The sequence below is a fragment of the Shewanella psychromarinicola genome (assembly GCF_003855155.1).
Taxonomy (GTDB): Bacteria; Pseudomonadota; Gammaproteobacteria; order Enterobacterales; family Shewanellaceae; genus Shewanella; species Shewanella psychromarinicola.
Genome location: NZ_CP034073.1, coordinates 1,861,005 through 1,886,015, shown reverse-complemented (window position 1 = coordinate 1,886,015; position 25,011 = coordinate 1,861,005). Strand labels below are relative to the sequence as shown.

The window sequence follows — 25,011 nt, the reverse complement described above, 5'->3', positions numbered from 1 at the left end:
TTATCCTTGTGAGAGTAAATTCGTTAAATCAATTACCGCGGCATTTGCACGCGAAATATAATTAGCCATCACCAACGAGTGATTAGCCACTAAACCAAAACCGTTTCCATTAAGAACCAAAGGGCTCCAAACTGTTTGTTGAGTTGCTTCAAGTTCACGAATAATTTGACGTAAACTGACCGCAGCATTTTTGTTTGCTAATACATCGGCAAAATCAACTTCAATGGCCCGCATAAAGTTCAATAATGCCCAAGCGGAACCACGGCTTTGATAAAATACGTCGTCAATTTTCCACCAACTGGTTTTAATTTCATTACTCGATAAACCGGGGGTCGATTGACGCGCAGAAATATCACCTGCTAGATCAGTATTTAACCGTTCTTGGCCGACACTGGCAGATAAATTTTGTGAGATACTACCTAAGCGTTTTTGAACTTCTTTCAGCCATTCATTGAGGTTGTCTGCACGAGCATAAAACTGCGCATTATTGTTCTCTGCATCGTTGATTTTAGCGCGATAAAGTTTCAATAATTTGATCGCATCGCGATATTCACCTTCGGCACTTGGCACTAACCAACTGGTATTATCGATGTTTAACTTCGAATGTGCCGTTAATAAATCATCATCCGCAGTGGACTGCGACTGTGAACGACTAAATTCTTTACGCATCGTTAGCGCTAAATCTCGCGCCTGTTCTAATGCACCAAACTCAAATGCAGGCATGTTATCCATCATTACTGACGGAGGCATAATATCATTAGAGAGCCAACCTCCGGGTTTATCCAGCAAGGTTTCCATTGTGGCAATTAATGACGTTGTTGTGGCATAACCCACAATTAACTTACCGTTATCTGTTTTCGACGATACCGGTTTAATTGGATCAGGTGCAACACTCCACCACACACTCATAAAGTAAAGTACTAAACAAAGCACACCAACAACGGCTAATATTTTATTCCTTGTTACTTGCATCAATATTGCTCCTTAATTATGGTGATGATGTTCATCATGTTGAGTCTCGGCTTTCTTAAGCACGGGAAGCTCAATCATAAGTTGCTGACCATCGTCAAAAATTAATGTTAAAGGCACTTTATCATCAATAGCCAATGGCGCGGTTAACGACAATAACATCACATGATCCCCAGTAGGTTGAAGCGTTAACGAACCGTGGGACGGTATAGTAAACCCTTCGACTTGGCGCATTTTAACCATGCCATCTTCTTCAATAATTGTATGTAACTGCGCTACTTCTGCCGCACTCGTCTTCACTTCAACTAACTTAACATCGCTGTTGTTATGATTTTCTAGCGTAAAATAAGCCGCGGTATTGGGCACACTCGCAGGCATTGCTCTGACATGACCATCAACCAATACAACGTTAGCGCTGGCTGCGAATGAAATTGATGATAGCACTAAAAAGTTAAACAGATGTTTGAATATTGCTTTCAATGTCTTAAACTCCATGTAATCCCACTCGCGTTCACAACAGGAAGCTACGAATGAGTCATATTCAGGTAAGAGATGATCAAGGCGTACGGATCATCAGTTTTAATCGTCCAGAAAAGCGCAATGCCTTTAATCTAGAAATGTATCAGCAATTCACAGAATACCTGATCCAAGGTGAAGCCGACAACGATATTCGTGCCTTTATGTTTCATGGTACAGAAAACTGTTTTACATCAGGCAATGATATCGCAGATTTCCTCAAGAGTGGTGAATTAGTCGAGGAGCATCCAACGGTTAAATTCTTGTTTTGCTTATTGGATCTTAAAAAACCGGTTGTGGCTGCTGTAACGGGGGCCGCGGTGGGAATTGGTACAACCTTGCTACTTCATTGCGACTTAGTGTATGCCGACAATAGTGCTAAATTTCAGATGCCATTTGTTAGTCTGGCCTTGGTTCCTGAAGCCGCATCAAGCTTATTGTTACCCTTAATCGTGGGCCAACAAAAAGCGGCTGAACTCATCTTACTCGGAGAAGCATTTAATGCTACGACAGCGGCAGAATTAAATATTATTAATAAAGTGGTCGATGATGCCGATTTATTGAGTTTCAGCTTAGCTCAAGCGAAAAAACTTGCTGCACAACCACCTCAGTCACTTCAAGCATCGAAACAGCTTTTACGCCATAATCAGGCACAAGTAAAAGCACAAATGAAGTTAGAATTAGTTCAGTTCTCTAAACGTTTACAAAGTGATGAAGCCAAACAACGCTTCCAAGCTTTCTTACAAAAATAAATATCCTACTCGATATAACCTGTCTACGGGGAAAGTCATGGCCCCGTTTACCCACTGCTGAGTAAACGTTAAAATCGAGTCGTTTTTTGACTCATCACTACGGCTATCACAAAGTAAGCTAACAGACCGATACTGGGGGTGCTTACAACGAGCCCTACTGTCACAACACGTGTCCAAAGTAATGACCAGCCGTATTGTTTAGCCAGCTTAGCTGATACGCCACATACGATCCGAGTTTCATCTTGTAATCTATTGATTAAACGCTTCATATTATCCTCTCGTACTCAACCAGGTTTATCCTAGTCAGTAATGGTGTTCAGATTAAGCTTGGTCATTAATGCTTGGCCATAATAGCCAGCTGACTACTGTCGCACACAGTGCAAAACTGATCACTGGCAATAACAATAACGACATTAATGGCAGCACCAAAGCTATATTCATTGCCCAATCCATTACTTGTTCTCAGTGGTTAAGGTTGTTGTGGTTTGTGGTTGTTCAAAGCTAGCAAACTCTAGGGCTGAATTCATTTCAAATACCTGTTCAGCTATTTGAGTTTGCAACGACAACATTAACTCTTGTTTTACATTGGCAATCATTTGTTGGCTAGCTCGGGTCATAGTCTGCTCAAGCGTAGCAACCGTATTTGAGATTGAGATTTCATCAGCCTGAGCCGAAACACTGGCGGTAACGAGTAATGCTGCAGCAATTGATAATTGAACACTACGACGAATAACGTTAGTTGAAGTTAAAGTTAAAATAGACATAATGGAATCCTTTATTGTGCTAGTTGATGACAACTAAACACTCGTCTAGTTGATTATACAATAGGTGTTACAAGTAGCATGCCAACTTTAAAAGAATCAGTAACCACATAATTAATATACTAAATTAATTAATTATCGTTCATATAAATGAACCAACCTCTCGAACAAAAAACCAACAGGTAGTAAAATTAACCATATCGTTAGTGAGAATGACCAGCCCTTTTGTTAACCCATGTAAAAAAGATGAACAGCTTAAATAAATGGCCAGCTATCACCGTGGTGTTAAGTGAAATGACTGAGTGTATGAGTGAGTGAATGAGTCAACGTTTTAGCGGGTAAACACACTCATAATCTAACGGCGGGATGTCACAATTTGCTTTCGAGCTTAAGCCTTGTAACCATGCTTTCGCGCATCAATGGTAAAAACACTGCAACCTTTACCACTCATAGATCTAATAAAGTCAGTTAAACATTGATGGCTGTCTTGGTCGTTAATCCCAATACGTGCCTTTATGCTTCATGGTACATGGTACATGGTACAGAAAATGGCTTTACATCAGGTAATGAGAAAGCAGATGTCCTCAAGAGTGGTCAATTAGTCGAGGGGCATCCAACGGTTACATTCTTGCTTTGCTTATTGGGTCTAAAAAAAACGGTTGTGTCTGCTGTGACGGGGCTGCTGTGGGAATGGGTACAACCTTGCTACTTCATTGCGACTTAGTGTATGCCGACAATAGGGCTAGATTTCAGATGCCATTTGTTAGTCTGTCCTTGGTTCCTGAAGCCGCATCAAGCTTATTGTTACCCTTAATCGTGGGCCAACAAAAAGCGGCTGAACTCATCTAACTCGGAGAAGTATTTAGTGCTGGGTAGACGTTAAAATCGAGTCGTTTTTTGACTCATCACCACGGCTATCACAAAGTAAGCTAACAAACCGATACTGGGATTACTGACAACGAGCCCTAGTGTCACAACACGCGTCCAAAGTAATGACCAGCCGTATTGTTTAGCCAACTTAGCTGATACGCCACATACGATCCGAGTTTCATCTTGTAATCTATTGATTAAACGCTTCATATTATCCTCTCGTACTCAACCAGGTTTATCCTAGTCAGTAATGGTGTTCAGATTAAGCTTGGTCATTAATGCTTGGCCATAATAGCCAGCTGACTACTGTCGCACACAGTGCAAAACTGATCACTGGCAATAACAATAACGACATTAATGGCAGCACCAAAGCTATATTCATTATCCAATCCATTACTTGTTCTCAGTGGTCAAGGTTGTTGTGGTTTGTGGTTGTTCAAAGCTAGCAAACTCTAGGGCTGAATTCATTTCAAATACCTGTTCAGCTATTTGAGTTTGCAACGACAACATTAACTCTTGTTTTACATTGGCAATCATTTCTTGACTAGCTTGGGTCATAGTCTGCTCAAGTGCAGCAACTGTATTAGCGGTTGACATTTCATCAGCCTGTGCCGAAACACTGGCGGTAACCAATAATGCTGCAGCAACTGATAACTGAACACTACGACGAATAACGTTAGTTGAAGTTAAAATAGACATAATGGAATCCTTTATTGTGCTGGTTGATGACAACTAAACACTCGTCTAGTTGATTATACAATAGGTATTACAAGCAGCGTGCCAACTTTAAAAAACAACAGTAACCTGCTAATTAATTGACTAAATTAATTAATTATCGTTAATATAAATGAACTAAAATATAGAACAAAAAACCAACAGGTAGTAAAAATCACCATCTAGTTAGTGAAAATGACCAGCGATTTTTATGCAGTATTATAGCAAGGCTAAAAAGTAGCAATAAATAGCGAAATATCACCGCCAACTGAGAGGCTGTAGCAGAGATTAGTGGTTAACTTGGTGACTGGGTTAGTGGTTGAAGTGTGAAAATGTCGGTGACTGTATTAGTGACTGTCTAGCTTATGGTATTAGACACTGTTGTTTAGCAGGCTTTATGGTTCCGCTAGCGATTCTAGCGAGAGACAAAACCAAAAAACGCCTAATAATAGGCGCTTTTTATATGCTAACAGCTGTTTTCAACATGTCTGTCTGGCCGTTTATTTCACGTCTTATTCACGACATAAGCTCGCGACATAATCTGGTGACATAACCTCTATATAACGAGAATTATATCAAAGTAGATTCGTCACTGGCGAGTGCTTTTGCATCGACAAATTCAGCGGCGTTAAGCACAACCCCAATATCAGCATTGGGCTTATGAGCATTCTCACTCAAATGCCGACGCCAGCCACGCGAACCTGGTAAGCCCTGAAATAAACCAATCATATGACGGGTAATATGATTTAAACGACCGCCTTGGGCTAAATGCGCTTCAATATAAGGTAACATTTGTTCTATCACTTGTTGGCGAGTAATCACCACTTTATCGATTGCGCACAACTGTTGATCTACTTGCGCCAACATATACGGGTTTTGATAAGCTTCACGCCCCACCATCACCCCGTCAAGCTGGGCTAAATGTAGCTTTGCTTCGTCTAACGTTTTAATGCCACCGTTAATGCTGATGTTCAACTGTGGATAATCGCGCTTTAATTGATACACCCGATCATAATCTAACGGCGGGATCTCACGATTCTCTTTCGGGCTTAAGCCTTGCAACCAGGCTTTACGCGCATGAATAGTAAAAGCACCACAACCTTTGGCACTGACGATATCAATAAAGTCGGTTAAAAATTGATAACTGTCTTGCTCATCAATCCCAATACGGGTTTTGACTGTAATCGGAATATCACTGACTTGTTTCATCGCATCAACGCATTGTGCAACTAACTCAGGCTCGGCCATTAAACACGCACCAAAGCGGCCATTTTGTACTCTATCAGACGGACAACCCACATTCAGGTTCACCTCATCATAACCACGCTCAGCAGCCAATTTGGCACACGCCGCTAAATCAACCGCGTTAGAGCCACCCAACTGTAACGCCAGTGGATGTTCTGCAGTGTTATAGGCCAAATAGTCGCCCTTACCTTGCAATATCGCACCCGTGGTGATCATCTCGGTATACAACAAGGCTTTGCTCGACATTAAACGAGCAAAGTAACGATAGTGGCGATCGGTCCAATCCAGCATCGGCGCAATGGAAAAGGTGCGATCGAGAGTATCCGTTGGTGTCACTAGCTTTGGCGTTGTATTCACTGAATTCTTTATACTCATAATCTGGGTTAATTGTGCACATGTCTAAAGGTTTTTAGCGCAAGGGGAACCAGCAGGAAACCATAAAATATTGGATTTTGGTAAGCGGGAAACCCATGCATGACGCCTTGCTGCATCAAACGAAAGATTATACACGGGACAAAGATTCTTTACCAAACGATCAACAAACAACTCTTGAGGGATTGATCCAATAAGCATGCACTCAGGTTCAGACAAGGTGGCTGGATAGGGACTAGAACGTGTCAGATATACTGACTTATTTGGTATTAGCTATGTTTGATTCATAACGCTGCGTCATGGTAACTAATTGCCTGCCGCATGCTCTTGTGCAGATGATTAAGCGAGACGCCACGAGCACGTCCATGTGGGCTTAACCAAAACGTCCCTATTTTGGAGACTCGCTGACTCATCTACACCGGTAATTTAGCTATCTTCGATTTAATTTCATATTTGTCTGCAAATGAGTGCCACATAGAAAGGAGCAAAACTAAGATCTGACTTACTTTGGTCGGATAGGCTGCACCCGTTGCCAAGTGCCGCTCTCCTAAGAACAGTTCACTGCATACGGCTCAAGCCTCCACTAAGGCGCACTATGTTAGTGCGTAACCACAAGGGTTACCTTCGCAATACTCACTTGTAGATTTGATACTTTTTTCTTAATGATTCTCCAATCGATGGATTGTCATTGAGCAAAGCAAGGAGAGGCACTAACTTCATTTGAAGTCATCGCTTGCGTTTCTCCATTAACAAAGTTCTTCTAGTTTTCTTGCAACGGGAGACCAGCTACTCAAAGTGGTGAACAGCGCTTCATACGACTTCACGTCGCACGGGTACAAATGAGTTAGTCATGAAAATCTAGCTAGATGGCGCATGTGATGGTTTAGCTAATATCAATGCTATGGTCGTTATAAAACATGGAATAGAATCGAGTTAACACTAAACAACATCCCACAGAAATAAATTAATTCATCCAGCTGAAAATTAGACTATTAACACTAAACACTTGCCTAAACATTGTTTTTGCTAGTAATGTCTCTTTCCATTTCATTTTTGTGTTTTAAGCTAGAAGCAGTATTCCACTTTACTGATATAGTCAGTATTTATCATAATCAGCACCTTTGATGGTTTATGATGATGGGCCCGTGTAACGTGAGCCCTCTTTATCTCCTTAACTATCTCCTTATCACCACTCTTTATATGTAGAAGGATCTCTTAGCCTATGAACGTTGAATTCATCAACCCATTTCTTGTGTCTTTAATCAATGTTATCTCTACCATGGCAACAATGGATTTAAAACCTGGTAAACCTCAATTAAAAAACCATGATATAGCTAAAGGTGATGTATCTGGCTTGATTGGTATGGTGGGCCCTAAAACTCGCGGTTCGCTTTCAATTACTTTCGAAAAAACATTAATCCTTGAAATTATGAATAAAATGTTAGCTGAAAACCCTGGGGTTATTAATGATGAAGTGACTGATTTAGTCGGTGAGCTCACTAACATGGTCACTGGTGGCGCTAAAAACTTACTCAGCGAAAAAGGCTATGAGTTTGATATGGCAACACCCGCCGTAGTCTCTGGTGAAAACCATACGATTTCCCACAAAGCACGTGGTAAAAAAATATTAATGCCGTTTACCCACGAATATGGCAGCGCCTTTATTGAAATTTGTTTTGAGGATGTCCAATCGGTGTAATCAATGTCGCAGATAGATTGAAATGACCCGGCCAGATTGCCGACTCTGATACCATCAAGAATACTCTCGAAAATACTCTCAATAATGCTGTCAAACAGCCATAAACTAAAATGCCCAAGCCGCGACTGCGTATTGGGCATAACACCAGAGCATGGTATGACTAATCAAGCAGCTCAACCAAGACTCGTGGGGTTAATTTAGTGACCAACTCGTAAGCAATAGTGCCAATATATTCGGCAACCTCTTCTACCGCCAACGCCTTACCCCACAGTTGTACATTATCACCCACGTTATCTTGCGCATCAGCACCTAAGTCAACGGTTAACATATCCATCGACACTCGGCCCACTATTGGCACTCGGCGTCCGTTAATCCATACTGGCGTGCCTTCTGGTGCATTGCGTGGATAACCATCACCATAACCTATTGCTACCACACCTAGACGGGTATCTTTTTTTGCGGTCCAAAATGCACCGTAACCGACACTGTCACCCGCTTTGTGCTCGCGCACGGCGATGAGATTAGACACCAGCTCCATGGCAGGCACAAGTTTATGGTTACTCCCTTTATCACCAGCCAGCGGAGATACACCATAAAGCGCAATACCGGGTCTTATCCAATCGGCTTGGCTCGACGGCCAAAACAAAGTACCGGCTGAGTTTGCTAAAGTGCAATCGCCTTCAAGCGACTTTATCTTGCGTTCAAAAGCATCTATTTGCAACTGGGTTAATTGATTATCAGGCTCATCAGCACAAGCAAAATGAGTCATAAAATGAATCGGTTTCGCCACTTGAGGGCACGCTTGTAAACGTTGATAAACATCATCAAACTGCGCCAAGCTAAAGCCAAGACGATGCATACCCGTATCGATTTTTATCCATACAGTAACAGGTTGATCTAAACTGACAGTTTCCAGCATTTGCAATTGCGATTCATGGTGCACCACAGTGTCGATATTATGAGTCACCAATATTGGTAAGTCTGACTGACGAAAAAAACCTTCTAATAATAGAAGCTTACCTTTTACGCCGCCGTCTCTGAGCTGCAGCGCTTCTTCAAGCCTTGCTAAACCAAACCCATCTGCGCCGCCATTATACTTGCCGACACTTTCAGCCACATTTAATAAGCCATGACCATAGCCATTGGCTTTAACCACAGCCATCACTTTGCTATTTGGCGCAATAAGACGCAGTTGCGCTAGGTTACTTTGTAAAGCACAACGACTAATTTCTGCACGGGGAAAAGGTTTCAATAGATAGCCCTAATTAAACAATAAATAACACGCCACGTTTTACTGCCTGTTAGGTGATTTGATGCATCAAATGCAACCACACTAACAGCGATATGTTGCTATCATAAACAACGGAAAAATATAACTAAATATAACATAATCAATGATTAATCTTGGTCGAACTGTGGACCAGAATAATTATCAAAACGAGAAAAATGACCTTGGAATACTAGACGAATACGCCCAATGGGTCCGTTACGCTGTTTACCAATAATGATCTCAGCAGTGCCTTTATCTTCAGAGTTATCGTTATACACTTCGTCGCGATAAATGAACATAATCAAATCGGCATCCTGCTCAATCGCACCCGATTCACGCAAGTCAGAGTTAATTGGACGTTTGTCAGCACGCTGCTCTAGTGAGCGGTTGAGCTGCGACAACGCGATAACCGGAATTTCCAGTTCCTTAGCTAACGCTTTTAACGAGCGAGAAATTTCCGAAATTTCCAAAGTACGGTTATCTTTTAACGACGGTACCTGCATTAGTTGTAGGTAATCGATCATGATCATAGACAAACCACCGTGCTCTCGAGCAATACGCCTGGCACGACTGCGTACGTCTGTTGGGGTGAGTCCTGAGCCGTCATCGATAAACATTTTACCTTGTTCAAGCATAATGCCCATGGTCGATGACACGCGCGCCCAATCTTCATCGTCTAGTTGGCCAGTACGAATTTTGGTTTGATCAACTCGGCCCAGCGACGCCAACATACGCATCATGATCTGCTCAGATGGCATCTCCAGACTGAAAATGAGCACCGGCTTATCTTCATTCATAGCGGCTTGTTCACACAAGTTCATCGCAAAGGTCGTTTTACCCATGGAAGGACGTGCGGCAACAATAATTAAATCGCCAGCCTGAAAACCTGCAGTCATTTTATCTAAATCATTAAAACCGCTTGAAACACCAGTAACACCATTATGAGGATTATTGTAAAGCTGCTCAATCCTGTCGACGGTTTTTTCAAGAATGCTTTTAATGTTTTCTGGGCCTTCATTGGCATTAGTACGCATTTCAGCAATTTTAAACACTTTGCTTTCAGCCAAATCTAATAATGCACTTGAATCACGGCCTTCTGGGTTATAACCCGCATCAGCAATTTCGTGAGCAACAGCGATCATGTCACGAACAACAGCACGTTCACGAACAATATCAGCGTAAGATAAAATGTTACCTGCACTGGGGGTGTTTTTGGCAATTTCACCAAGATAAGCAAAGCCGCCGGCATCGTCTAATTGGTCTTCAATTTCTAACTGCTCGGATACGGTAATCAAATCTAGAGGTTGGCTAGACTCCATTAAACGTTGCATAGCCATGAAAATCATTCGATGAGAACGAGAATAAAAATCTTCGGCCACAACCGCTTCAGAAACACGATCCCACGCTTCAGCGTCTAGCATCAATCCACCTAAAACGGATTGTTCTGCTTCAATAGAGTGAGGAGGCAATTTTAATGCATTAACTTCTACATCTCTCTGCCTGTTTCTGGCTTTAAAAGCACCTTGCTGTGACATTAACACTCCCAATTTACAACGACTTTACAAAATATGGTATAACACCGTGATCAAGCTTAATTTGCCATCATTACGAATTAAAATAACGGCTCCGTCAAACGGAAATAAAATAATAATTTAAGGAAAATACATGCGTATCGCACTTGTTGCAGCACTTTTGCTGACATCTGGCTTTGCCTGTGCCGACGAAGGCCAATGGCAACCGTATCAAATGCCATCCATAGCCGACAAACTCCAACAACGCGGTATTGCTATTCCCGCATCACAACTGGCCGATTTGGGACAATACCCAATGAATGCTGTCGTCAGTCTGGGGTATTGTACCGCCAGTTTTGTATCCCCCCAAGGCCTAGTTGTCACAAACCATCATTGTGCTTATCGCGGCATACAATATAACAGTAAAAAAGAACATAATTACCTCGAAGATGGCTTTTTAGCAAACACTCAAGCAGAGGAACCTTCAGCAGGGCCAAACGAACGCTTATACATTACCGAGAAAGTCACCAACGTGACCAGCCAAGTGATGGCTAACTTAAGTACTGAACCTTTGGCACGCTTTAAAGGCATTCAAACCAACAGCAAAGCATTAATCAAAAGCTGCGAAGCAGATGACAACTATCGCTGTTCGGTTAACAGTTTTCACCATGGTTTAGAATATTATCTGACTAAACAGTTAATCATTCGTGATGTACGCTTAGTGTATGCCCCCCCTGAAAGTATTGGCGGATTTGGTGGTGATATTGATAACTACGAATATCCCCGTCATTCAGGTGATTTTACATTTTTACGAGCTTATGTCGGTAAAAACGGTAAACCGGCCTCTTATTCAGAAGATAACATTCCTTATAGCCCTAAAAGCTACCTTAAAATTAATGCTGACGGTGTTAAAGCCGGTGACGGTATCTTTGTTGCCGGTTATCCAGGCGCGACCAGCCGATACAACTTAACCAGCGAGCTGCAATTTGCCAGTGATTGGATATATCCAACGTATGCAAAACGCTACCAATTACAAATTGACACCATTACCTTGATGGGAGATATCGATAAAGATATTGCGCTTAAATATGCTGGCGCTATGGCCTCAATGGCTAATCGAATGAAAAAACTTAATGGCTTGTTAGATGGCTTTAACGCTACCGATATTGTCGGCATTAAGCAGCAACGCGAGAATGACTTTTTAGCTTGGCTTAAAAAAGACCCTAATGCTAACCAAAATCTAATCAGCGATCTTGAAGCGCTACTTGCCGAAAAACATCAGCAAATGCAAACCAATTATTTCTTTAAAAATGCCCAATCAAGCGAAATGCTTCAGGTAGCGAGTAAACTTTACCGTTTGGCTAAAGAAAGAAAGAAACCCAATGACCAACGTGAATCTGGGTTTCAGCTTCGTGATATGAAAATGTTTAAAGCAGCACTCAAACGCATCGATAGCAGCTTTGACCCAGTGGTCGATAAAATTTTATGGCTACAAGACTTACAAGCTTATGTTCGCCAACCGTTAAAAAACCAAGTGTTTGATAATGCCTTAAGCATCTCAGACAGTTTTGAACCGCTAGAAACAAAAGTTGAAAGTTTATACGCACTAACTGAGCTAACTAATCAAACTAAACGCCTTGCATGGATGGCTAAAACGGCTGCAGATTTTGAAATTAGCGCAGACCCGTTTATTCGTTTAGCGGTCGCCATTCATGAAACCAACATGACATTAGAGATAAGTGAAAAGTTGCTTGAAGGTAAGCTGTCGTTCGTTCACCCTGAATACATGAAGGCGATTATTGACTATTACAAATCAAATAACTGGCCAGTATATCCCGATGCTAATCGCACCTTACGCATTACTTATGGCATGGTTGATGGTTACCAATCCAAAGATGCGTTATACAAGCAACCATTTACTCGCTTAGCCGGCATCCTTGCTAAAAACACCGGAGAAGAACCTTACTATGTCCCGGCCAAGCTATTAGCAGCCATTAAAGCTGATGACTTGGGCAAGCATCGCGTCACATCGGTATATCGACAGCAAAGTAGTTGTCAGTTTATGTCTTGTTTAGACAAGCCAGCTGATTTTAACTCAGTACCAGTTAACTTTTTATCAAGCGCTGACACTACAGGCGGTAATTCCGGATCACCGGTATTTAATGGTAAAGGCGAATTAGTCGGTCTTAACTTTGACTCAACTTATGAAGCCATTACTAAAGATTGGTTCTTTAACCCAACGATTACCCGTGCAGTGCATGTCGATATTCGCTACATTTTGTGGATGATGGATAAGGTCGATCACGCTGACAATTTGATAAAAGAGTTAACATTAGTGACCAAGGCTGAAGGAGAAGCAAAGGTAGCAACTGCCATAGCGACAACTGAAATATTGCCAGAAATTACATCTGAAACGTCTACTAAAGCGACGACAGAAACAACAACGGTAGTAGCACCCGAAGTGGCAACTGAGGTGGCAACTGAGGTGGCAGTCAAAGCGGTAACTGAAGTAGCGCCCGATGTTGCAATTGAAGTAGCAACTGAAGTAGCGACTGAAGTTCCTACCAAAGCGACGGCTGAAGCAGTAACGGTACTAGCACCCAAAGTGGCAACTGAGGCGCCAGTCAAAGCGGTAACGGAAGTAGCGCCCGATGTTGCAATTGAAGTAGCGACTGAAGTTCCTACCATAGCGACGGCTGAAGCAGTAACGGTAGTCGCACCCAAAGTGGCAACTGAGGCACAAGCAGATACGGTAATTGAAGTAGCGCCTGAAGCCGTACCCGAAGTTACAACGACAGCACCTACCAAAGCAGTGGTTTTAGTCGCACCTGAAGCAGCGCCCGAAGTTGTAACTAAAGCTGTAACTAAAACACCTGCCAAAGCAGCGGTTGTAGTCGCACCTGAAGCTGTGCCCGAAGTTGTAACTAAAGCTGTAACTAAAACACTTGCCAAAGCAGCGGTTGTAGTAGCCCCTGAAGCAACAGCTGGAAAAGAACCAAACTAACCCTAGTAAACAATATACCAGTGACCATCAAATAGATGTTCACTGGTATATTCTCTGACATTGAACGATCCCAAACAGCTGGCCGTGCGGCCTAAAGAGTTATGGTTAGCAAGGCTAGGGATTAAATCGCAGACATAAAAAAACACCGCCCTAGGGCGGTGTTTTTTATGGAGCTAAAGGTAATTAAGCTTCTGCAACTACAGAAATTTTAACTACGGCTTTAACTTCAGCGTGTACTTGAACTTCAATTTCGAAGAAACCAGTAGTGCGTAAAGCACCTAAAGGTAAACGAACTTCAGATTTAGCAAGAATTACGCCAGCTGCAGTAACTGCATCAGCGATATCACGGTTGCCAATTGAGCCGAACAATTTACCTTCATCACCCGCTTTAGAAGTAATAACTACACCTTCTAAAACAGTTAATTTATCAGCACGAGCTGTCGCTGTTGCTAATTCAGTAGCTAATTTAGCTTCTAATTCAGCACGACGAGCTTCAAATACTTCAATGTTTGCTGCATTTGCTACAACTGCTTTACCGTAAGGTAAAAGGTAGTTACGAGCATAACCAGCTTTAACAGAAACTTGGTTGCCTAAGCTACCTAAGTTTGCAACTTTATCTAGCAGAATAACGTTCATTATCAAGTCCTCTATATTCGATTAGGAATTAATACTGCAATATTACTGATGTAAATCAGTATATGGCAGTAGAGAAAGATAACGAGCACGCTTGATAGCGCGAGCTAGTTGACGTTGATATCTAGCACTAGTACCAGTGATACGGCTAGGAACAATCTTACCGCTTTCAGTGATATAGTTCTTTAAAGTAACGATATCTTTGTAATCAATCTGTACAACACCTTCAGCGGTGAAGCGGCAGAACTTGCGACGACGGAAATAACGTGCCATTTTGACAGTCTCCTAAGTTTTCAATTCGACATTTTCAGCATGCAAGACTAAACGGTTTTGGCCATTTCGCCCTTGTTGTAGTGAAAGAAACCCTTCAACATCAACTTGCACACCTGCTTGTAATTTATTTGCAACGCTATTAAAGCGCGGGCCACTTAATACCACTTGGATCAAACAGTAGACGTTTCTCAACATTTCTACTTCTTGTCGCTGTGATTTATGCTCTACCGTTATGACCACATGGGCAATACCGCTAGGGCTATCAAATCGCCTTGAACGAGTTATCGTTCCTGACAACGTTAAGTGGTTATTCACAAAAAATTATTCAGCCTTTTCTTCAGCGCTTTCTTCTACCTTACGGTCATCAGCAGGTGAACGACGTGTCTCACGTTCGTCTTTTGCTTTTGCCATAGGAGAATCTTCAGTAACGGCAACTTTAGTGCGCATTACCATGTTACGCAGAACAGCGTCGTTGAAACGGAAAGCTGTTTCTAGTGCTTCAATAGACTCTGCAGATGCTTCTACGTTCATAAGAACATAGTGAGCTTTATGTAGGTCTTGAATTGGGTAAGCCAATTGACGGCGACCCCAATCTTCTAAACGGTGGACTGTACCATTAGCAGCGGTGATAATACCGGTGCAACGCTCAATCATACCTGGGACTTGTTCACTTTGATCTGGGTGAACCATAAATACGATTTCATAATGACGCATCTATTGCTCCTTACGGTTAGGTAGCCTCGTTTTTGGCTCAGTCAGACCAAGTTAGAGGCAAGGAACGAATTAAAGTGACTGATTTGAGCGCGCGATGATACATAAAGTGCGCCGTAAACTCAAGCACTAACTCACTCTTTTCAGCAATCTTGATTACAGGTATGATGTCGACAGTCGAAAATATCGCGTTTACGCCGTTAAGAATAAAACACTCTAATGATGTCTATAAAAAAAATAGTAACCACATGCTGCTTCTTTCTATTGTCTGCACCAGCATGGGCATTGGTTCCACCAGATTACCAAGAGCCACCCAGTAATTTTAATGCTGAGATTGAAGCAGGACTTCAGTTAAATAGTGGCAATAATGAAACTAAAAACTTCAACGGCCGCACTTATTTAACTTATGACTCGCCGAGTACCAAACAGGAAGCGACGATAAAAGCATATTATGCTGCTGATGGAACCGAGTCGACCGCTGAGCGATATCAGCTGTTTTTACAGTCAAACTATAAGTTGGAACGAGGTTATGTGTTTGGTCGTGGTGAATTTACCTGGGACCAATTTGGCTCATACACACAAATTTCAACAATTTCAGCAGGTTACGGTTTTGACTTAATTAAAAACTATAAAACCAAATTAAGCCTTGAAGTCGGTCCGGGTTATCGTTATGACTTAGCCAAAGAAAGTACCTTAGTGCCTGACCCAGAAGCAAACCGCGATATTATTCTGCGTTCTGCGGCTAAGTACACGGTTAAATTACAAGAGTACACTAGCTTTAATGCCGATGTGACCGCTGAAACAGGTCAAGACAACAATACATTAACTCTTGATATGAGTTATAAAAATACTTTTATTCAGGATTGGGCATTTAAAATAGGCATGAACATCAAGTACACCGAGGTGGTTCCTGATGAAAGTAGAAATACCGATACCATTACCACATTCAACTTGTTGTACACGTTTCAATAGCTATTGCTCTTCATTGAAGCGAAGCTATACACTCAATAAATAAGGCCTCATGGCCTTTTTGAACCACTAAATAAGGCCATGAAGCCTTTTTGAACCAATAAAGGCCCAGTTATGGACAGCCCGCTTCGCAGTTTTGCATCATTATATAGCACCACCTTTTTAATGGTGCTGGCGGCAGGTTTACTAACCACTTACTTAGGCTTAAGCCTGACTAACATGCAAGTTCCACAAATATGGATTGGTGGCATGATGTCAGCCTACTATATTGGGCTTGTCTGCGGCTCTAAAGTGGGTCATAAACTCATTGCTCAAGTTGGCCATATTCGTGCTTTTGTTGCTTGTGCGGGGATCGTTACCGCCTCTGCACTGGGTCATGCCTTAATAGACAACTTAACTGTCTGGTTAGTGCTACGTTTTGCTGTCGGTATGGGAATGATGTGCCAATACATGGTGTTAGAAAGCTGGTTGAACGAACAAGCTGAAACCAATCAACGCGGCACTGTTTTTGCGAGTTACATGATTGTATCTTACTTAGCATTAATGGCTGGCCAGGGAGCCATTAGCTTATATCCTGATCTAGGGTTAGAACCGCTACTATTAATAGCCATATGCTTCGCATTATGTATTGTGCCAATTTCAATCACCCGCAGAATTCATCCTGAACCGTTAACGCCAGCACCGTTACAAATGGGTCGTTATTGGAAACTCGCTCCTCAAGCCCTAACAACGATAGCATTAGGTAGCATGATAGTGGGGTGTTTTTATGGTTTGGCGCCATCTTACGCCACAGCCAAAGGCATTGATCCTGAACACGTTGCGATCTACATGTCTTGTACCATTTTTGCAGGATTGTTAGCTCAATGGCCCATGGGTAAATTATCCGATAAGATCTCTCGTAGCTTATTAATTCGAATTAACTGCACTTTATTGGGTGTTATTGTATTAATTATTACTGTCGTCCCATTCCACTCAGTATATTCATTAATATTAACCAGCCTATTTGGTATTTTAGCTTTTACCTTGTATCCATTAGCAACCGCATTAGCTAACTCGCGCGTAGAGCAACACGAGCGAGTAGGACTGTCAGCCACAATATTAGTCACGTTCGGTATAGGAGCAAGTATTGGCCCCTTAGTTGCCTCTGGCTTAATGCAAGCGTTAGGCGACCAAATGCTCTATGGATTTATGGCCATCTGTTCGTTTACTTTACTCGTAAGACTACTATGGATTAATGTCCGTCAAAAAGCTGAGCACACGACTACCGAAGATTATATAATGGCAGCGGGTGACATGGTAGGCTCGCCGCTAGCAGCCTCGTTAGATCCACGCGTGGATATTGAAATGGTCAACGAGCAAATGATCAATCCTGCTGAGGGTGCATTTGATATCATGCCAGAATCAACCGATGATGAGTTTGATGATACCGATGAGCCAGCAGAATATAATACCGCTTATGCTAGCATTGTGAGCGCTGATAATTTGATCCCAGAAGAATTGGATGACGAGGATGTCGACAACGAAATCGGTAGACGCTAATTTTCTTTACTTTGATATGTGATGAATAAAGTATTGAACAATAAAAAACGGCGATAAATATCGCCGTTTTTTGATCGCGCTTTATAGCAAACAAGCTACTGGTTGGTCATTAACTTAAACGCTGCCTGACCGCTTCAAATAAACAAACCCCTGAAGCAACAGACACGTTGAGACTCGACACGCTTCCAGCCATCGGAATTGAAACCAATGAATCACAGCCTTCGCGAGATAACCGGCGCAAACCTTTATCTTCAGCACCCATAGCAACCGCTAGCGGCCCTTTAAGGTCAGCTTGATATACATTACTCTCAGCTTCACCTGCCGCGCCGACTATCCAAACACCTTTATCTTGCAAGTGACGCATGGTACGAGCAAGGTTAGTCACTTGAAATAACGGTATGATTTCGGCTGCGCCACAAGCGACTTTGCTTACTGTTGAGGTTAATCCGACTGAATTATCTTTCGGCACGATAACCCCATGCACACCCGCAGCATCTGCATTACGTAGACACGCACCAAGGTTATGCGGATCAGTAACGCCGTCTAAAATTAATAAAAAAGGCACTTCTGTTTTATCAAGCAATGCATCTAAATCACTTTCAGTTAGAGGCTTAAGCGCTTTTACTCGCGCAACAATACCTTGGTGATGTGAACTACCGGCTTTGTCATCTAATACTTTACGTGCAGCACGCTGAAGTGTGGTACCAAACGTGGACGCTATATTAATCAACGGTGTTAAGCGTTCGTCATCACGGCCTTGTAATAGCCAAAGCTCAATGACGCGTTCAGGGCTATTATTTAACAATGCTTCAACGGCATGAATGCCAAAAATGTTATCTTGTTTTTTCATTTAATTACTATCTCTTGCTGCGCTTGGCAGGGTTTTTCTTAACACTAGAATTGGGTTTTGTGGCATCAGCTTTTTGTTCCACAGCGGAAGAGTTGTTAGCAACCGCAGGTTTGGCTGCTGGCGATGAAGCTTTTCCACTTGAACGACGCTTGCTGGGTTTAGGCTTATCCGATTTAGGCTTATCCGACTTAGGTTTATCAGATTTAGGCTTATCCGATTTAGGCTTATCCGACTTAGGTTTATCAGATTTACCTGTCGATTTACCCCGTGCCGATTTAGCCCCTTCTGCATTCACTCGTTCACGAGCGGTTGAAGGTTTGCTGCCTTTGCGTGCAGGTTTACCCGCGCCTTTACTGTTGTCACCCACCATCAACAAGTCAATTTGACGATCATCAAGATTAACCGCGGCAACTTTAACGGTCACTTCATCACCCACTTGGTATACTTGGCGAGTATTTTCACCAATTAATCGTTGGCGCATAGGATCAAATTTATAGTAGTCACTGGCCAGGCTTGAAATATGCACCAGCCCATCAATAAATAATTCGTTAAGTCTGACAAACAATCCAAAACTAGTGACTGAGGCAATAACTGCATCGAAGGTATCGCCGACATGATCTTGCATATATTCACATTTCAGCCAATCACTGACATCGCGAGTTGCTTCATCAGCGCGACGCTCAGTGGTAGAGCATTCTTCACCTAATAAATCTAATTCTTCAAGTTGGTAGAGATAACCCCCATCCCGCGTCCACTTATCGTTAACATCGCCCTGCTCTTTTGCGAGCAAATATTTGATCACTCGATGCAAAACCAAATCAGGGTAACGGCGAATTGGCGAGGTAAAATGCGAATACGCTTCTAATGCCAAACCAAAGTGACCTTCGTTATCTGGGCTATAGACTGCTTGACGCATAGAGCGCAATAACATCACTTGAATTAGCTCAAAGTCAGGGCGATCGGCTATTTTCAGCATGATATTTTGATAGTCTGTCGGTGTCGGCTCGAGTCCACCATCCATACTTAAGCCGCGTTCAGCAAGAAACTCTTTAAAATTAGCCAGTTTTTGCGCCGATGGAGCTTCATGAACACGGTATAGCACTTCGCCTTTGTGTTTTTTAACAAACTTAGCTGAAGCCACGTTGGCTAAAATCATACATTCTTCGATGATCTTATGCGCTTGGTTACGACCTCTTGGGACGATTTTGTCAATTTTACGCTGCTCATTAAAGATAAACTGCGTTTCTAGGGTTTCAAATGCAATTGCCCCACGCTCTGCACGACGCTTATCTAAGGTGAGATATAATGACTGCAAACACAATAAATGTGGGAATAACGCTTCGTGCTCAGGCGCAATAGCGCCACCTTCAAGCATCGCGGCCACTTGAGTGTAAGTAAAACGAGCATGAGAGTGCATTACTGCAGAATAAAACTTGGTTCCCGATAATTTGCCGGCAGCAGAAATGGTCATCTCGGCCACCATGCACAAACGATCGACCTGGGGCTTTAATGAACACAAGCCGTTAGAGATTTTCTCAGGCAACATTGGAATAACTTGCGACGGAAAATATACTGAGTTACCTCGTGAGTGAGCCTCAGTATCTAATGCAGAATCAGTACGTACATAATGGCTCACATCAGCAATCGCAACCCATAAACGCCAGCCACCACTTGGTTTTGCTTCAGCGTATACCGCATCGTCAAAATCACGGGCATCTTCGCCATCAATGGTGACCAACGGTAAATGACGTAAATCAACGCGACCTAACTTATCGTCTTCGGTGACTTCGTCGGGAATACGTTTAAGTTTTTTCTCAATAATCTCAGACCAAGTATGGGGTAAATCATAATTACGTAACGCAATTTCGATTTCCATACCCGGTGCCATTGTCTTACCCAAGACTTCAGTCACTTTTGCTGCTGCTTTAACAAAACGACCTGGACGACGAGTTAATTCAACAACAACCACATCACCGGCGCGAGCGCCAAACGTATCTTCGCTGGCGATTAATATTTCTTGGGTAATACGTCGGTCATCTGCAATCACAAAGCCCATACCGCTGTCGACGTGATAACGTCCAACTAACGCTGCGGTTCGCTCATGTACTAGTCGGACAATACGTGCTTCACGGCGACCACGACGATCGGTACCCGCTTTTTGAGCGAGCACTTTATCACCATGGAAATACATCAGCATATCGCGATTATTAATAAATAAGTCATCACCGCCTTCATCTGGCTTAAAAAAGCCAAATCCATCGCGATGGCCTAAAACCGTACCAGACAATAAATCCATCCGTTCAGGTAAGCCATAGCTTTGCCCGCGGGTAAAGACTAATTGCCCATCACGTTCCATTGCGCGTAAACGGCGACGAAGCGCTTCTAATGGCACTTCTTCAGTAATGGTTAATGCTTCGGCAATTTTATCGCGGGTAACAGGAGACTTTTGTGCACGCAAGTATTCTAAAATATACTCACGGCTAGGAATAGGATTGTCGTACTTGTCTTGTTCTCTCTCAAAATGAGGATCGTTGATCATTCAATTTCCAAATAATTCGCTCCATATCGTGGAGCCTTTAACGTGTGTACAGCTGTGGCTGCTGTGCTCTGGCCACAATACTGGCAGGCATTTTTGCAGCTAGCATCTGCAATAAGGACGAGGCCTTTTTCTGTTGGGCGTCGTCGTCAAATATACTGTTATATAACCAATGATAGCCTAGTTCATAATCGGCAGGACTTCCGTAGCCTTGTCCAAATAAACGAACCAATATCATTTTTGCGGTTAAATCCCCATTCGCTGCGGCAGGCAACACATATTGCACGGCACGATTAGGATCTTTAACCACTAGTTTACCGCGATAATAATAATCTGCCAATTTTACCATCGCTTCGGGGCTACCTTGCTCTGCAGCGGTTTGCAGTAGTGCCATACCGCGAGAGGGATGTGCCTTTACGCACACACCGTTATTGAGCATTTCACCCCATAAAAACTGGTACATGGGTTGCTGCAACACTTCTGCACGGGCTTCAATGTCTTGCACTAACTGACAGTCGTCAGCTTTTACGCGTTGCAAATATTGATTTGAACGAATGAGCGAAATCAATTGTTGATCGCTATAGATATCGACGGCTTCGGTGACCGCAAAAACATTGATGGACACAACACTCAACAACAATAAAGAGATACGCAACATAAGGATTCTCGATGACACTATCATGACTAACCCATCGGCAGTATAGCGTATTTCTTGAGTAGAAACTGCTACGACAGTTAATCGCACTCATTAAAAAGGCCGCTTATCGCGGCCTTTTTAGTTTACTTGAACGGACTCACCAAAATCATGGTTTCATTTCTATCCGGACCGGTAGAGATAATATCAATGGGCGTTTCTAATAACACTTCGAGACGCTTGATATAATTAATTGCCGCGGCAGGTAATTGCTCGATGGTTGTGGCACCGAAAGTGTTTTCACTCCAACCAGGCATAGTTTCATAAATTGGGGTAACTAGATCATAACCTTCAGCAGCTAAAGGGGTCACCTTTGAAACTGTTCCATCAGCATATTGATAGCCAACACAAATCTTAACTTCTTTTAGACCGTCTAAAACGTCTAATTTAGTTAAGCAAAAACCGCTAAGACTGTTGATTTGAACGGCACGGCGCATGGCCACAGCATCTAACCAACCAGGGCGACGTTTGCGACCCGTTGTAGCACCAAACTCTTGGCCTTTCTCACCAATATAATCACCAATTTCATTGGTTAATTCCGTTGGGAATGGACCCGCACCGACACGCGTCGTGTACGCTTTCATGATGCCTAACACATAGTCTAGATGACGAGGACCAAAACCTGAACCCGTCGCAACACCACCCGCAGTTGTGTTTGATGAGGTCACAAATGGATAAGTACCGTGGTCGATATCCAATAATGTTCCTTGAGCGCCTTCAAATAGAATGGGCTCACCCGCTTTACGGGCAACATCTAACATTTCACTGACATCAGTACACATGCTTTTGAGATAATCAGCAATTGCCAATGCATCATCTAGTGTTTGCTGATAATCAACGGCTTCAACATGGTAGTACTCAGTTAGCATAAAGTTATGGTATTTCATAACTTCTTGTAACTTAGTCGCAAATAGTTCTGCATTAAACAAATCACCAATGCGCAAACCGCGACGAGAGACTTTGTCTTCATATGCAGGACCAATACCCCGTCCAGTGGTGCCAATGGCTTTATTACCGCGCGCTTTCTCACGGGCAACATCTAATGCACAATGGAATGGAAGGATAAGCGGACATGCTTCAGAAATTAATAAACGTTCCTCTACAGGGACACCACGTTTTTTTAACATGTTGATTTCTGTCATCAACGCATCAGGAGAAACGACCACACCATTACCGATAATGCATTTTACGTTATCACGTAAAATACCTGACGGAATAAGATGAAGAACGGTTTTTTCACCATCAATTACCAAAGTATGACCGGCATTATGGCCGCCTTGGTAACGAACTACATATTTTGCCTGTTCTGTTAAAAGGTCGACAATCTTACCTTTACCTTCGTCACCCCATTGAGTGCCGAGCACGACTACATTCTTACCCATGATTAGCTGCAACGTCTTGTGGTATAAAATAGAATTTTAACAGATTTTAGGGGGTTATAGGCAAGTATTTTATTGAAATGTGATCAATAAAATGACGCCTATAGTCACTAAACAGCCACCTAAGCGTCTGAGAACATTTTGCTTTTGTGTTGAAAGCTCTAATAAATATTTTTGCCACTTGTTAGGGAAAAGTAACGGACCAAGCCCTTCAAGAATTAAAACTAAGCCAAATGCGGTTATTAACAGCTGTATATTCATGTTGTAGTCTCTCTTTAACTGACACCAATCGTGTTCAATATTGGGTCATGCAGCGGGAATTTAAGTTGTTTTAATCAAGACCAAGACTTAAAGGCATAGTGTTGTTCGGCAACTGCTCTGGGTTGATCTACCTTTTGTATCTGACCGCCATGGACAATGGAGGAAATGTCTTATCTTGTATGGAACAAAATAGATCATGCCGTCGTACGTTAAAATGCGTCAACACAGAGTAAAGTAATTTGATTGGCATGACATCTTCGGCCGATGTTTTCGAGCTTATCTGCAGCGATTTTATAGAACATCATTAATATGCACACAAAACACATCTTGCGCGCTAAATTTTAGGCAATAAAAAACCCAGCATAAGCTGGGTTTTTTGAATCCAAAAAACGAATTAACGCTTAGAGAACTGTGGCTTACGACGTGCTTTACGTAGACCAACTTTCTTACGCTCAACTTTACGTGCATCACGGGTAACAAAACCAGCGGTACGTAGAGAAGGACGTAATGTTTCATCTAGTTGCAATAGTGCACGGGTAATACCGTGACGAATTGCACCAGCTTGGCCAGTAGTACCACCGCCCTTAACAGTTACATAGATGTCTAATTTATCAGTCATTTCAACTAACTCTAATGGTTGACGAACAACCATACGAGCCGTTTCACGACCAAAATACACATCCAGTGGAAGTTGGTTAACAACGATATTGCCACTACCTGCTTTAGCGAAAACGCGAGCTGTAGATGTTTTGCGACGGCCAGTGCCGTAGTACTGAGTTGCAGCCATTTTATTACTCCTCCCGTTTAGATATCAAGAAATTGTGGTTGTTGTGCAGCATGGTTATGTTCTGTGCCAGCGTAAACTTTAAGCTTACGGAACATAGCACGGCCCAAAGGACCTTTTGGTAACATACCCTTAACTGCTTTCTCGATGATCATTTCAGGCTTATGAGCTTGAAGCTTCTCAAAGCTGATCTGCTTAATGCCACCAATGAAGCCTGAATGAGAGTAGTAAATCTTACCAGCAGCTTTATTACCAGTTACAGTTACCTTTTCAGCATTGATAACGATGATATAATCACCAGTGTCAACGTGCGGTGTGTATTCTGGCTTATGCTTGCCACGTAAGCGAGTTGCGATTTCAGTTGCGATACGACCTAAAGTTTTGCCTTCAGCGTCAACAACAAACCAGTCACGAGTTACAGTTTCTGGTGTAGCAGTAAAAGTCTTCATTATTACAAAAACCCAAAGTTAATTTTCTGTCTTACATGCTGAATGCGGATTGCAATCAACACAAAATTACCGATTCTTGCCCCTTCGAACATGAATATTGGCTTATAACTTCCGCCCAATTGGCGGATTAACGCGGGCAGGTCGCAGATTATACGCAAAGCCACAGCAAAGATCACCTGCTTTTTGATAATATTTTAAATTAACTGCTCTATACACGTTGAACAAAAAGCGTTCGGCTTTTTTTAAAAAA

The 25,011-nt window shown here is 42.5% G+C and carries 24 protein-coding genes and 2 pseudogenes; 6 read left to right on the top strand and 20 right to left on the bottom strand.

Features of this window, described 5'->3' with window-relative positions:
• Both EGC80_RS08175 and EGC80_RS08170 read right to left on the bottom strand, forming a co-directional pair.
• The gene (locus tag EGC80_RS08175; protein WP_101034136.1) at positions 1 to 972 is read right to left on the bottom strand and encodes a DUF2333 family protein; all 972 of its coding nucleotides are present in this window, start codon (positions 970 to 972) and stop codon (positions 1 to 3) included.
• 12 nt (positions 973 to 984) lie between these two features.
• Positions 985 to 1,464 (bottom strand): copper chaperone PCu(A)C, encoded by a 480-nt coding sequence (locus EGC80_RS08170; RefSeq protein ID WP_124012460.1) that lies wholly within the window; start codon positions 1,462 to 1,464, stop codon positions 985 to 987.
• Between the two features lie 35 nt (positions 1,465 to 1,499).
• On the opposite strand from EGC80_RS08170, the gene EGC80_RS08165 reads away from it, so the two are divergent.
• Positions 1,500 to 2,237, top strand: coding sequence for an enoyl-CoA hydratase-related protein (locus EGC80_RS08165; RefSeq protein WP_101034134.1), 738 nt, complete (start codon positions 1,500 to 1,502; stop codon positions 2,235 to 2,237).
• Positions 2,238 to 2,305: 68 nt separating this feature from the next.
• Here the strand turns inward: EGC80_RS08165 and EGC80_RS08160 are convergent, their stop codons facing one another.
• Positions 2,306 to 2,506: a PspC domain-containing protein gene (locus tag EGC80_RS08160; protein WP_101034133.1), complete on the bottom strand. Its 201-nt coding sequence runs from the start codon at positions 2,504 to 2,506 to the stop codon at positions 2,306 to 2,308.
• Between the two features lie 183 nt (positions 2,507 to 2,689).
• A complete protein-coding gene (locus tag EGC80_RS08155) occupies positions 2,690 to 3,001 on the bottom strand; it encodes a hypothetical protein (RefSeq protein WP_101034132.1) in 312 nt (103 codons plus the stop codon).
• Positions 3,002 to 3,524: 523 nt separating this feature from the next.
• Here EGC80_RS08155 and EGC80_RS08150 point away from each other — a divergent pair.
• Positions 3,525 to 3,844, top strand: a pseudogene (locus EGC80_RS08150) (enoyl-CoA hydratase-related protein); the annotation flags it as partial.
• A gap of 33 nt (positions 3,845 to 3,877) precedes the next feature.
• Here EGC80_RS08150 and EGC80_RS08145 read toward each other — a convergent pair.
• The 3 genes from EGC80_RS08145 to dusA all read right to left on the bottom strand — a co-directional run bounded on the left by EGC80_RS08145 (position 3,878) and on the right by dusA (position 6,202).
• The gene (locus tag EGC80_RS08145) at positions 3,878 to 4,078 is read right to left on the bottom strand and encodes a PspC domain-containing protein (protein ID WP_101034131.1); all 201 of its coding nucleotides are present in this window, start codon (positions 4,076 to 4,078) and stop codon (positions 3,878 to 3,880) included.
• Positions 4,079 to 4,261: 183 nt separating this feature from the next.
• The gene (locus tag EGC80_RS08140) at positions 4,262 to 4,567 is read right to left on the bottom strand and encodes a hypothetical protein (protein ID WP_124012461.1); all 306 of its coding nucleotides are present in this window, start codon (positions 4,565 to 4,567) and stop codon (positions 4,262 to 4,264) included.
• A gap of 585 nt (positions 4,568 to 5,152) precedes the next feature.
• Complete coding sequence (gene dusA, locus EGC80_RS08135; RefSeq protein WP_124012462.1) at positions 5,153 to 6,202, bottom strand: tRNA dihydrouridine(20/20a) synthase DusA; 1,050 nt, start codon at positions 6,200 to 6,202, stop codon at positions 5,153 to 5,155.
• A 1,219-nt stretch (positions 6,203 to 7,421) separates the two neighbouring features.
• On the opposite strand from dusA, the gene EGC80_RS08130 reads away from it, so the two are divergent.
• Complete coding sequence (locus tag EGC80_RS08130; RefSeq protein ID WP_124012463.1) at positions 7,422 to 7,898, top strand: chemotaxis protein CheX; 477 nt, start codon at positions 7,422 to 7,424, stop codon at positions 7,896 to 7,898.
• Between the two features lie 160 nt (positions 7,899 to 8,058).
• Here EGC80_RS08130 and alr read toward each other — a convergent pair whose 3' ends face one another.
• A complete protein-coding gene (alr, locus tag EGC80_RS08125) occupies positions 8,059 to 9,150 on the bottom strand; it encodes an alanine racemase (RefSeq protein WP_124012464.1) in 1,092 nt (363 codons plus the stop codon).
• Between the two features lie 146 nt (positions 9,151 to 9,296).
• Positions 9,297 to 10,703 (bottom strand): replicative DNA helicase, encoded by a 1,407-nt coding sequence (gene dnaB / locus EGC80_RS08120; protein WP_101034076.1) that lies wholly within the window; start codon positions 10,701 to 10,703, stop codon positions 9,297 to 9,299.
• Positions 10,704 to 10,833: 130 nt separating this feature from the next.
• Between dnaB and EGC80_RS08115 the strand changes: the two are divergent.
• Positions 10,834 to 13,023: pseudogene (locus tag EGC80_RS08115) on the top strand (S46 family peptidase); the annotation flags it as partial.
• 843 nt (positions 13,024 to 13,866) lie between these two features.
• Here the strand turns inward: EGC80_RS08115 and rplI are convergent.
• The 4 genes from rplI to rpsF are packed head-to-tail and all read right to left on the bottom strand — an operon-like array spanning position 13,867 to position 15,303.
• Complete coding sequence (rplI, locus tag EGC80_RS08110) at positions 13,867 to 14,319, bottom strand: 50S ribosomal protein L9 (RefSeq protein WP_101034074.1); 453 nt, start codon at positions 14,317 to 14,319, stop codon at positions 13,867 to 13,869.
• Between the two features lie 42 nt (positions 14,320 to 14,361).
• Positions 14,362 to 14,589, bottom strand: a complete 228-nt coding sequence (rpsR, locus tag EGC80_RS08105) for a 30S ribosomal protein S18 (protein ID WP_101034073.1) — start codon at positions 14,587 to 14,589, stop codon at positions 14,362 to 14,364.
• Between the two features lie 12 nt (positions 14,590 to 14,601).
• Positions 14,602 to 14,904, bottom strand: coding sequence for a primosomal replication protein N (gene priB / locus EGC80_RS08100; protein WP_101034072.1), 303 nt, complete (start codon positions 14,902 to 14,904; stop codon positions 14,602 to 14,604).
• A 6-nt stretch (positions 14,905 to 14,910) separates the two neighbouring features.
• Positions 14,911 to 15,303 (bottom strand): 30S ribosomal protein S6, encoded by a 393-nt coding sequence (rpsF, locus tag EGC80_RS08095; protein WP_101034071.1) that lies wholly within the window; start codon positions 15,301 to 15,303, stop codon positions 14,911 to 14,913.
• Between the two features lie 216 nt (positions 15,304 to 15,519).
• Between rpsF and EGC80_RS08090 the strand changes: the two genes are divergently transcribed.
• Positions 15,520 to 16,272 (top strand): DUF481 domain-containing protein, encoded by a 753-nt coding sequence (locus EGC80_RS08090; protein WP_101034070.1) that lies wholly within the window; start codon positions 15,520 to 15,522, stop codon positions 16,270 to 16,272.
• 111 nt (positions 16,273 to 16,383) lie between these two features.
• The gene (locus EGC80_RS08085) at positions 16,384 to 17,808 is read left to right on the top strand and encodes an MFS transporter (RefSeq protein ID WP_124012466.1); all 1,425 of its coding nucleotides are present in this window, start codon (positions 16,384 to 16,386) and stop codon (positions 17,806 to 17,808) included.
• Positions 17,809 to 17,917: 109 nt separating this feature from the next.
• Here EGC80_RS08085 and rlmB read toward each other — a convergent pair whose 3' ends face one another.
• From rlmB to rplM, 7 genes are all read right to left on the bottom strand, one after another.
• On the bottom strand, positions 17,918 to 18,658 hold the full coding sequence (gene rlmB / locus EGC80_RS08080; RefSeq protein WP_124012467.1) for a 23S rRNA (guanosine(2251)-2'-O)-methyltransferase RlmB: 741 nt from the start codon (positions 18,656 to 18,658) through the stop codon (positions 17,918 to 17,920).
• A 7-nt stretch (positions 18,659 to 18,665) separates the two neighbouring features.
• Positions 18,666 to 21,197 (bottom strand): ribonuclease R, encoded by a 2,532-nt coding sequence (gene rnr, locus EGC80_RS08075; RefSeq protein WP_124012468.1) that lies wholly within the window; start codon positions 21,195 to 21,197, stop codon positions 18,666 to 18,668.
• A gap of 37 nt (positions 21,198 to 21,234) precedes the next feature.
• Positions 21,235 to 21,852: a tetratricopeptide repeat protein gene (locus tag EGC80_RS08070; protein WP_164839439.1), complete on the bottom strand. Its 618-nt coding sequence runs from the start codon at positions 21,850 to 21,852 to the stop codon at positions 21,235 to 21,237.
• A gap of 122 nt (positions 21,853 to 21,974) precedes the next feature.
• On the bottom strand, positions 21,975 to 23,270 hold the full coding sequence (locus EGC80_RS08065) for an adenylosuccinate synthase (RefSeq protein WP_101034065.1): 1,296 nt from the start codon (positions 23,268 to 23,270) through the stop codon (positions 21,975 to 21,977).
• Between the two features lie 69 nt (positions 23,271 to 23,339).
• A complete protein-coding gene (locus tag EGC80_RS08060) occupies positions 23,340 to 23,528 on the bottom strand; it encodes a DUF2065 domain-containing protein (protein WP_124012469.1) in 189 nt (62 codons plus the stop codon).
• A 394-nt stretch (positions 23,529 to 23,922) separates the two neighbouring features.
• A complete protein-coding gene (gene rpsI, locus EGC80_RS08055; RefSeq protein ID WP_101034063.1) occupies positions 23,923 to 24,315 on the bottom strand; it encodes a 30S ribosomal protein S9 in 393 nt (130 codons plus the stop codon).
• A 17-nt stretch (positions 24,316 to 24,332) separates the two neighbouring features.
• Complete coding sequence (gene rplM / locus EGC80_RS08050; protein WP_101034062.1) at positions 24,333 to 24,761, bottom strand: 50S ribosomal protein L13; 429 nt, start codon at positions 24,759 to 24,761, stop codon at positions 24,333 to 24,335.
• Positions 24,762 to 25,011 lie beyond the last annotated feature (250 nt).

Bases quoted from the DNA above. Each gene is read 5' to 3' on its own strand.
- EGC80_RS08175 (WP_101034136.1), bottom strand. From the start codon at position 972: ATGCAAGTAACAAGGAATAAAATATTAGCCGTTGTTGGTGTGCTTTGT.
- EGC80_RS08170 (WP_124012460.1), bottom strand. From the start codon at position 1,464: ATGGAGTTTAAGACATTGAAAGCAATATTCAAACATCTGTTTAACTTT.
- EGC80_RS08165 (WP_101034134.1), top strand. From the start codon at position 1,500: ATGAGTCATATTCAGGTAAGAGATGATCAAGGCGTACGGATCATCAGT.
- EGC80_RS08160 (WP_101034133.1), bottom strand. From the start codon at position 2,506: ATGAAGCGTTTAATCAATAGATTACAAGATGAAACTCGGATCGTATGT.
- EGC80_RS08155 (WP_101034132.1), bottom strand. From the start codon at position 3,001: ATGTCTATTTTAACTTTAACTTCAACTAACGTTATTCGTCGTAGTGTT.
- EGC80_RS08145 (WP_101034131.1), bottom strand. From the start codon at position 4,078: ATGAAGCGTTTAATCAATAGATTACAAGATGAAACTCGGATCGTATGT.
- EGC80_RS08140 (WP_124012461.1), bottom strand. From the start codon at position 4,567: ATGTCTATTTTAACTTCAACTAACGTTATTCGTCGTAGTGTTCAGTTA.
- dusA (WP_124012462.1), bottom strand. From the start codon at position 6,202: ATGAGTATAAAGAATTCAGTGAATACAACGCCAAAGCTAGTGACACCA.
- EGC80_RS08130 (WP_124012463.1), top strand. From the start codon at position 7,422: ATGAACGTTGAATTCATCAACCCATTTCTTGTGTCTTTAATCAATGTT.
- dnaB (WP_101034076.1), bottom strand. From the start codon at position 10,703: ATGTCACAGCAAGGTGCTTTTAAAGCCAGAAACAGGCAGAGAGATGTA.
- rplI (WP_101034074.1), bottom strand. From the start codon at position 14,319: ATGAACGTTATTCTGCTAGATAAAGTTGCAAACTTAGGTAGCTTAGGC.
- rpsR (WP_101034073.1), bottom strand. From the start codon at position 14,589: ATGGCACGTTATTTCCGTCGTCGCAAGTTCTGCCGCTTCACCGCTGAA.
- rpsF (WP_101034071.1), bottom strand. From the start codon at position 15,303: ATGCGTCATTATGAAATCGTATTTATGGTTCACCCAGATCAAAGTGAA.
- EGC80_RS08090 (WP_101034070.1), top strand. From the start codon at position 15,520: ATGATGTCTATAAAAAAAATAGTAACCACATGCTGCTTCTTTCTATTG.
- EGC80_RS08085 (WP_124012466.1), top strand. From the start codon at position 16,384: ATGGACAGCCCGCTTCGCAGTTTTGCATCATTATATAGCACCACCTTT.
- rlmB (WP_124012467.1), bottom strand. From the start codon at position 18,658: ATGAAAAAACAAGATAACATTTTTGGCATTCATGCCGTTGAAGCATTG.
- rnr (WP_124012468.1), bottom strand. From the start codon at position 21,197: ATGATCAACGATCCTCATTTTGAGAGAGAACAAGACAAGTACGACAAT.
- EGC80_RS08070 (WP_164839439.1), bottom strand. From the start codon at position 21,852: ATGTTGCGTATCTCTTTATTGTTGTTGAGTGTTGTGTCCATCAATGTT.
- EGC80_RS08065 (WP_101034065.1), bottom strand. From the start codon at position 23,270: ATGGGTAAGAATGTAGTCGTGCTCGGCACTCAATGGGGTGACGAAGGT.
- EGC80_RS08060 (WP_124012469.1), bottom strand. From the start codon at position 23,528: ATGAATATACAGCTGTTAATAACCGCATTTGGCTTAGTTTTAATTCTT.
- rpsI (WP_101034063.1), bottom strand. From the start codon at position 24,315: ATGGCTGCAACTCAGTACTACGGCACTGGCCGTCGCAAAACATCTACA.
- rplM (WP_101034062.1), bottom strand. From the start codon at position 24,761: ATGAAGACTTTTACTGCTACACCAGAAACTGTAACTCGTGACTGGTTT.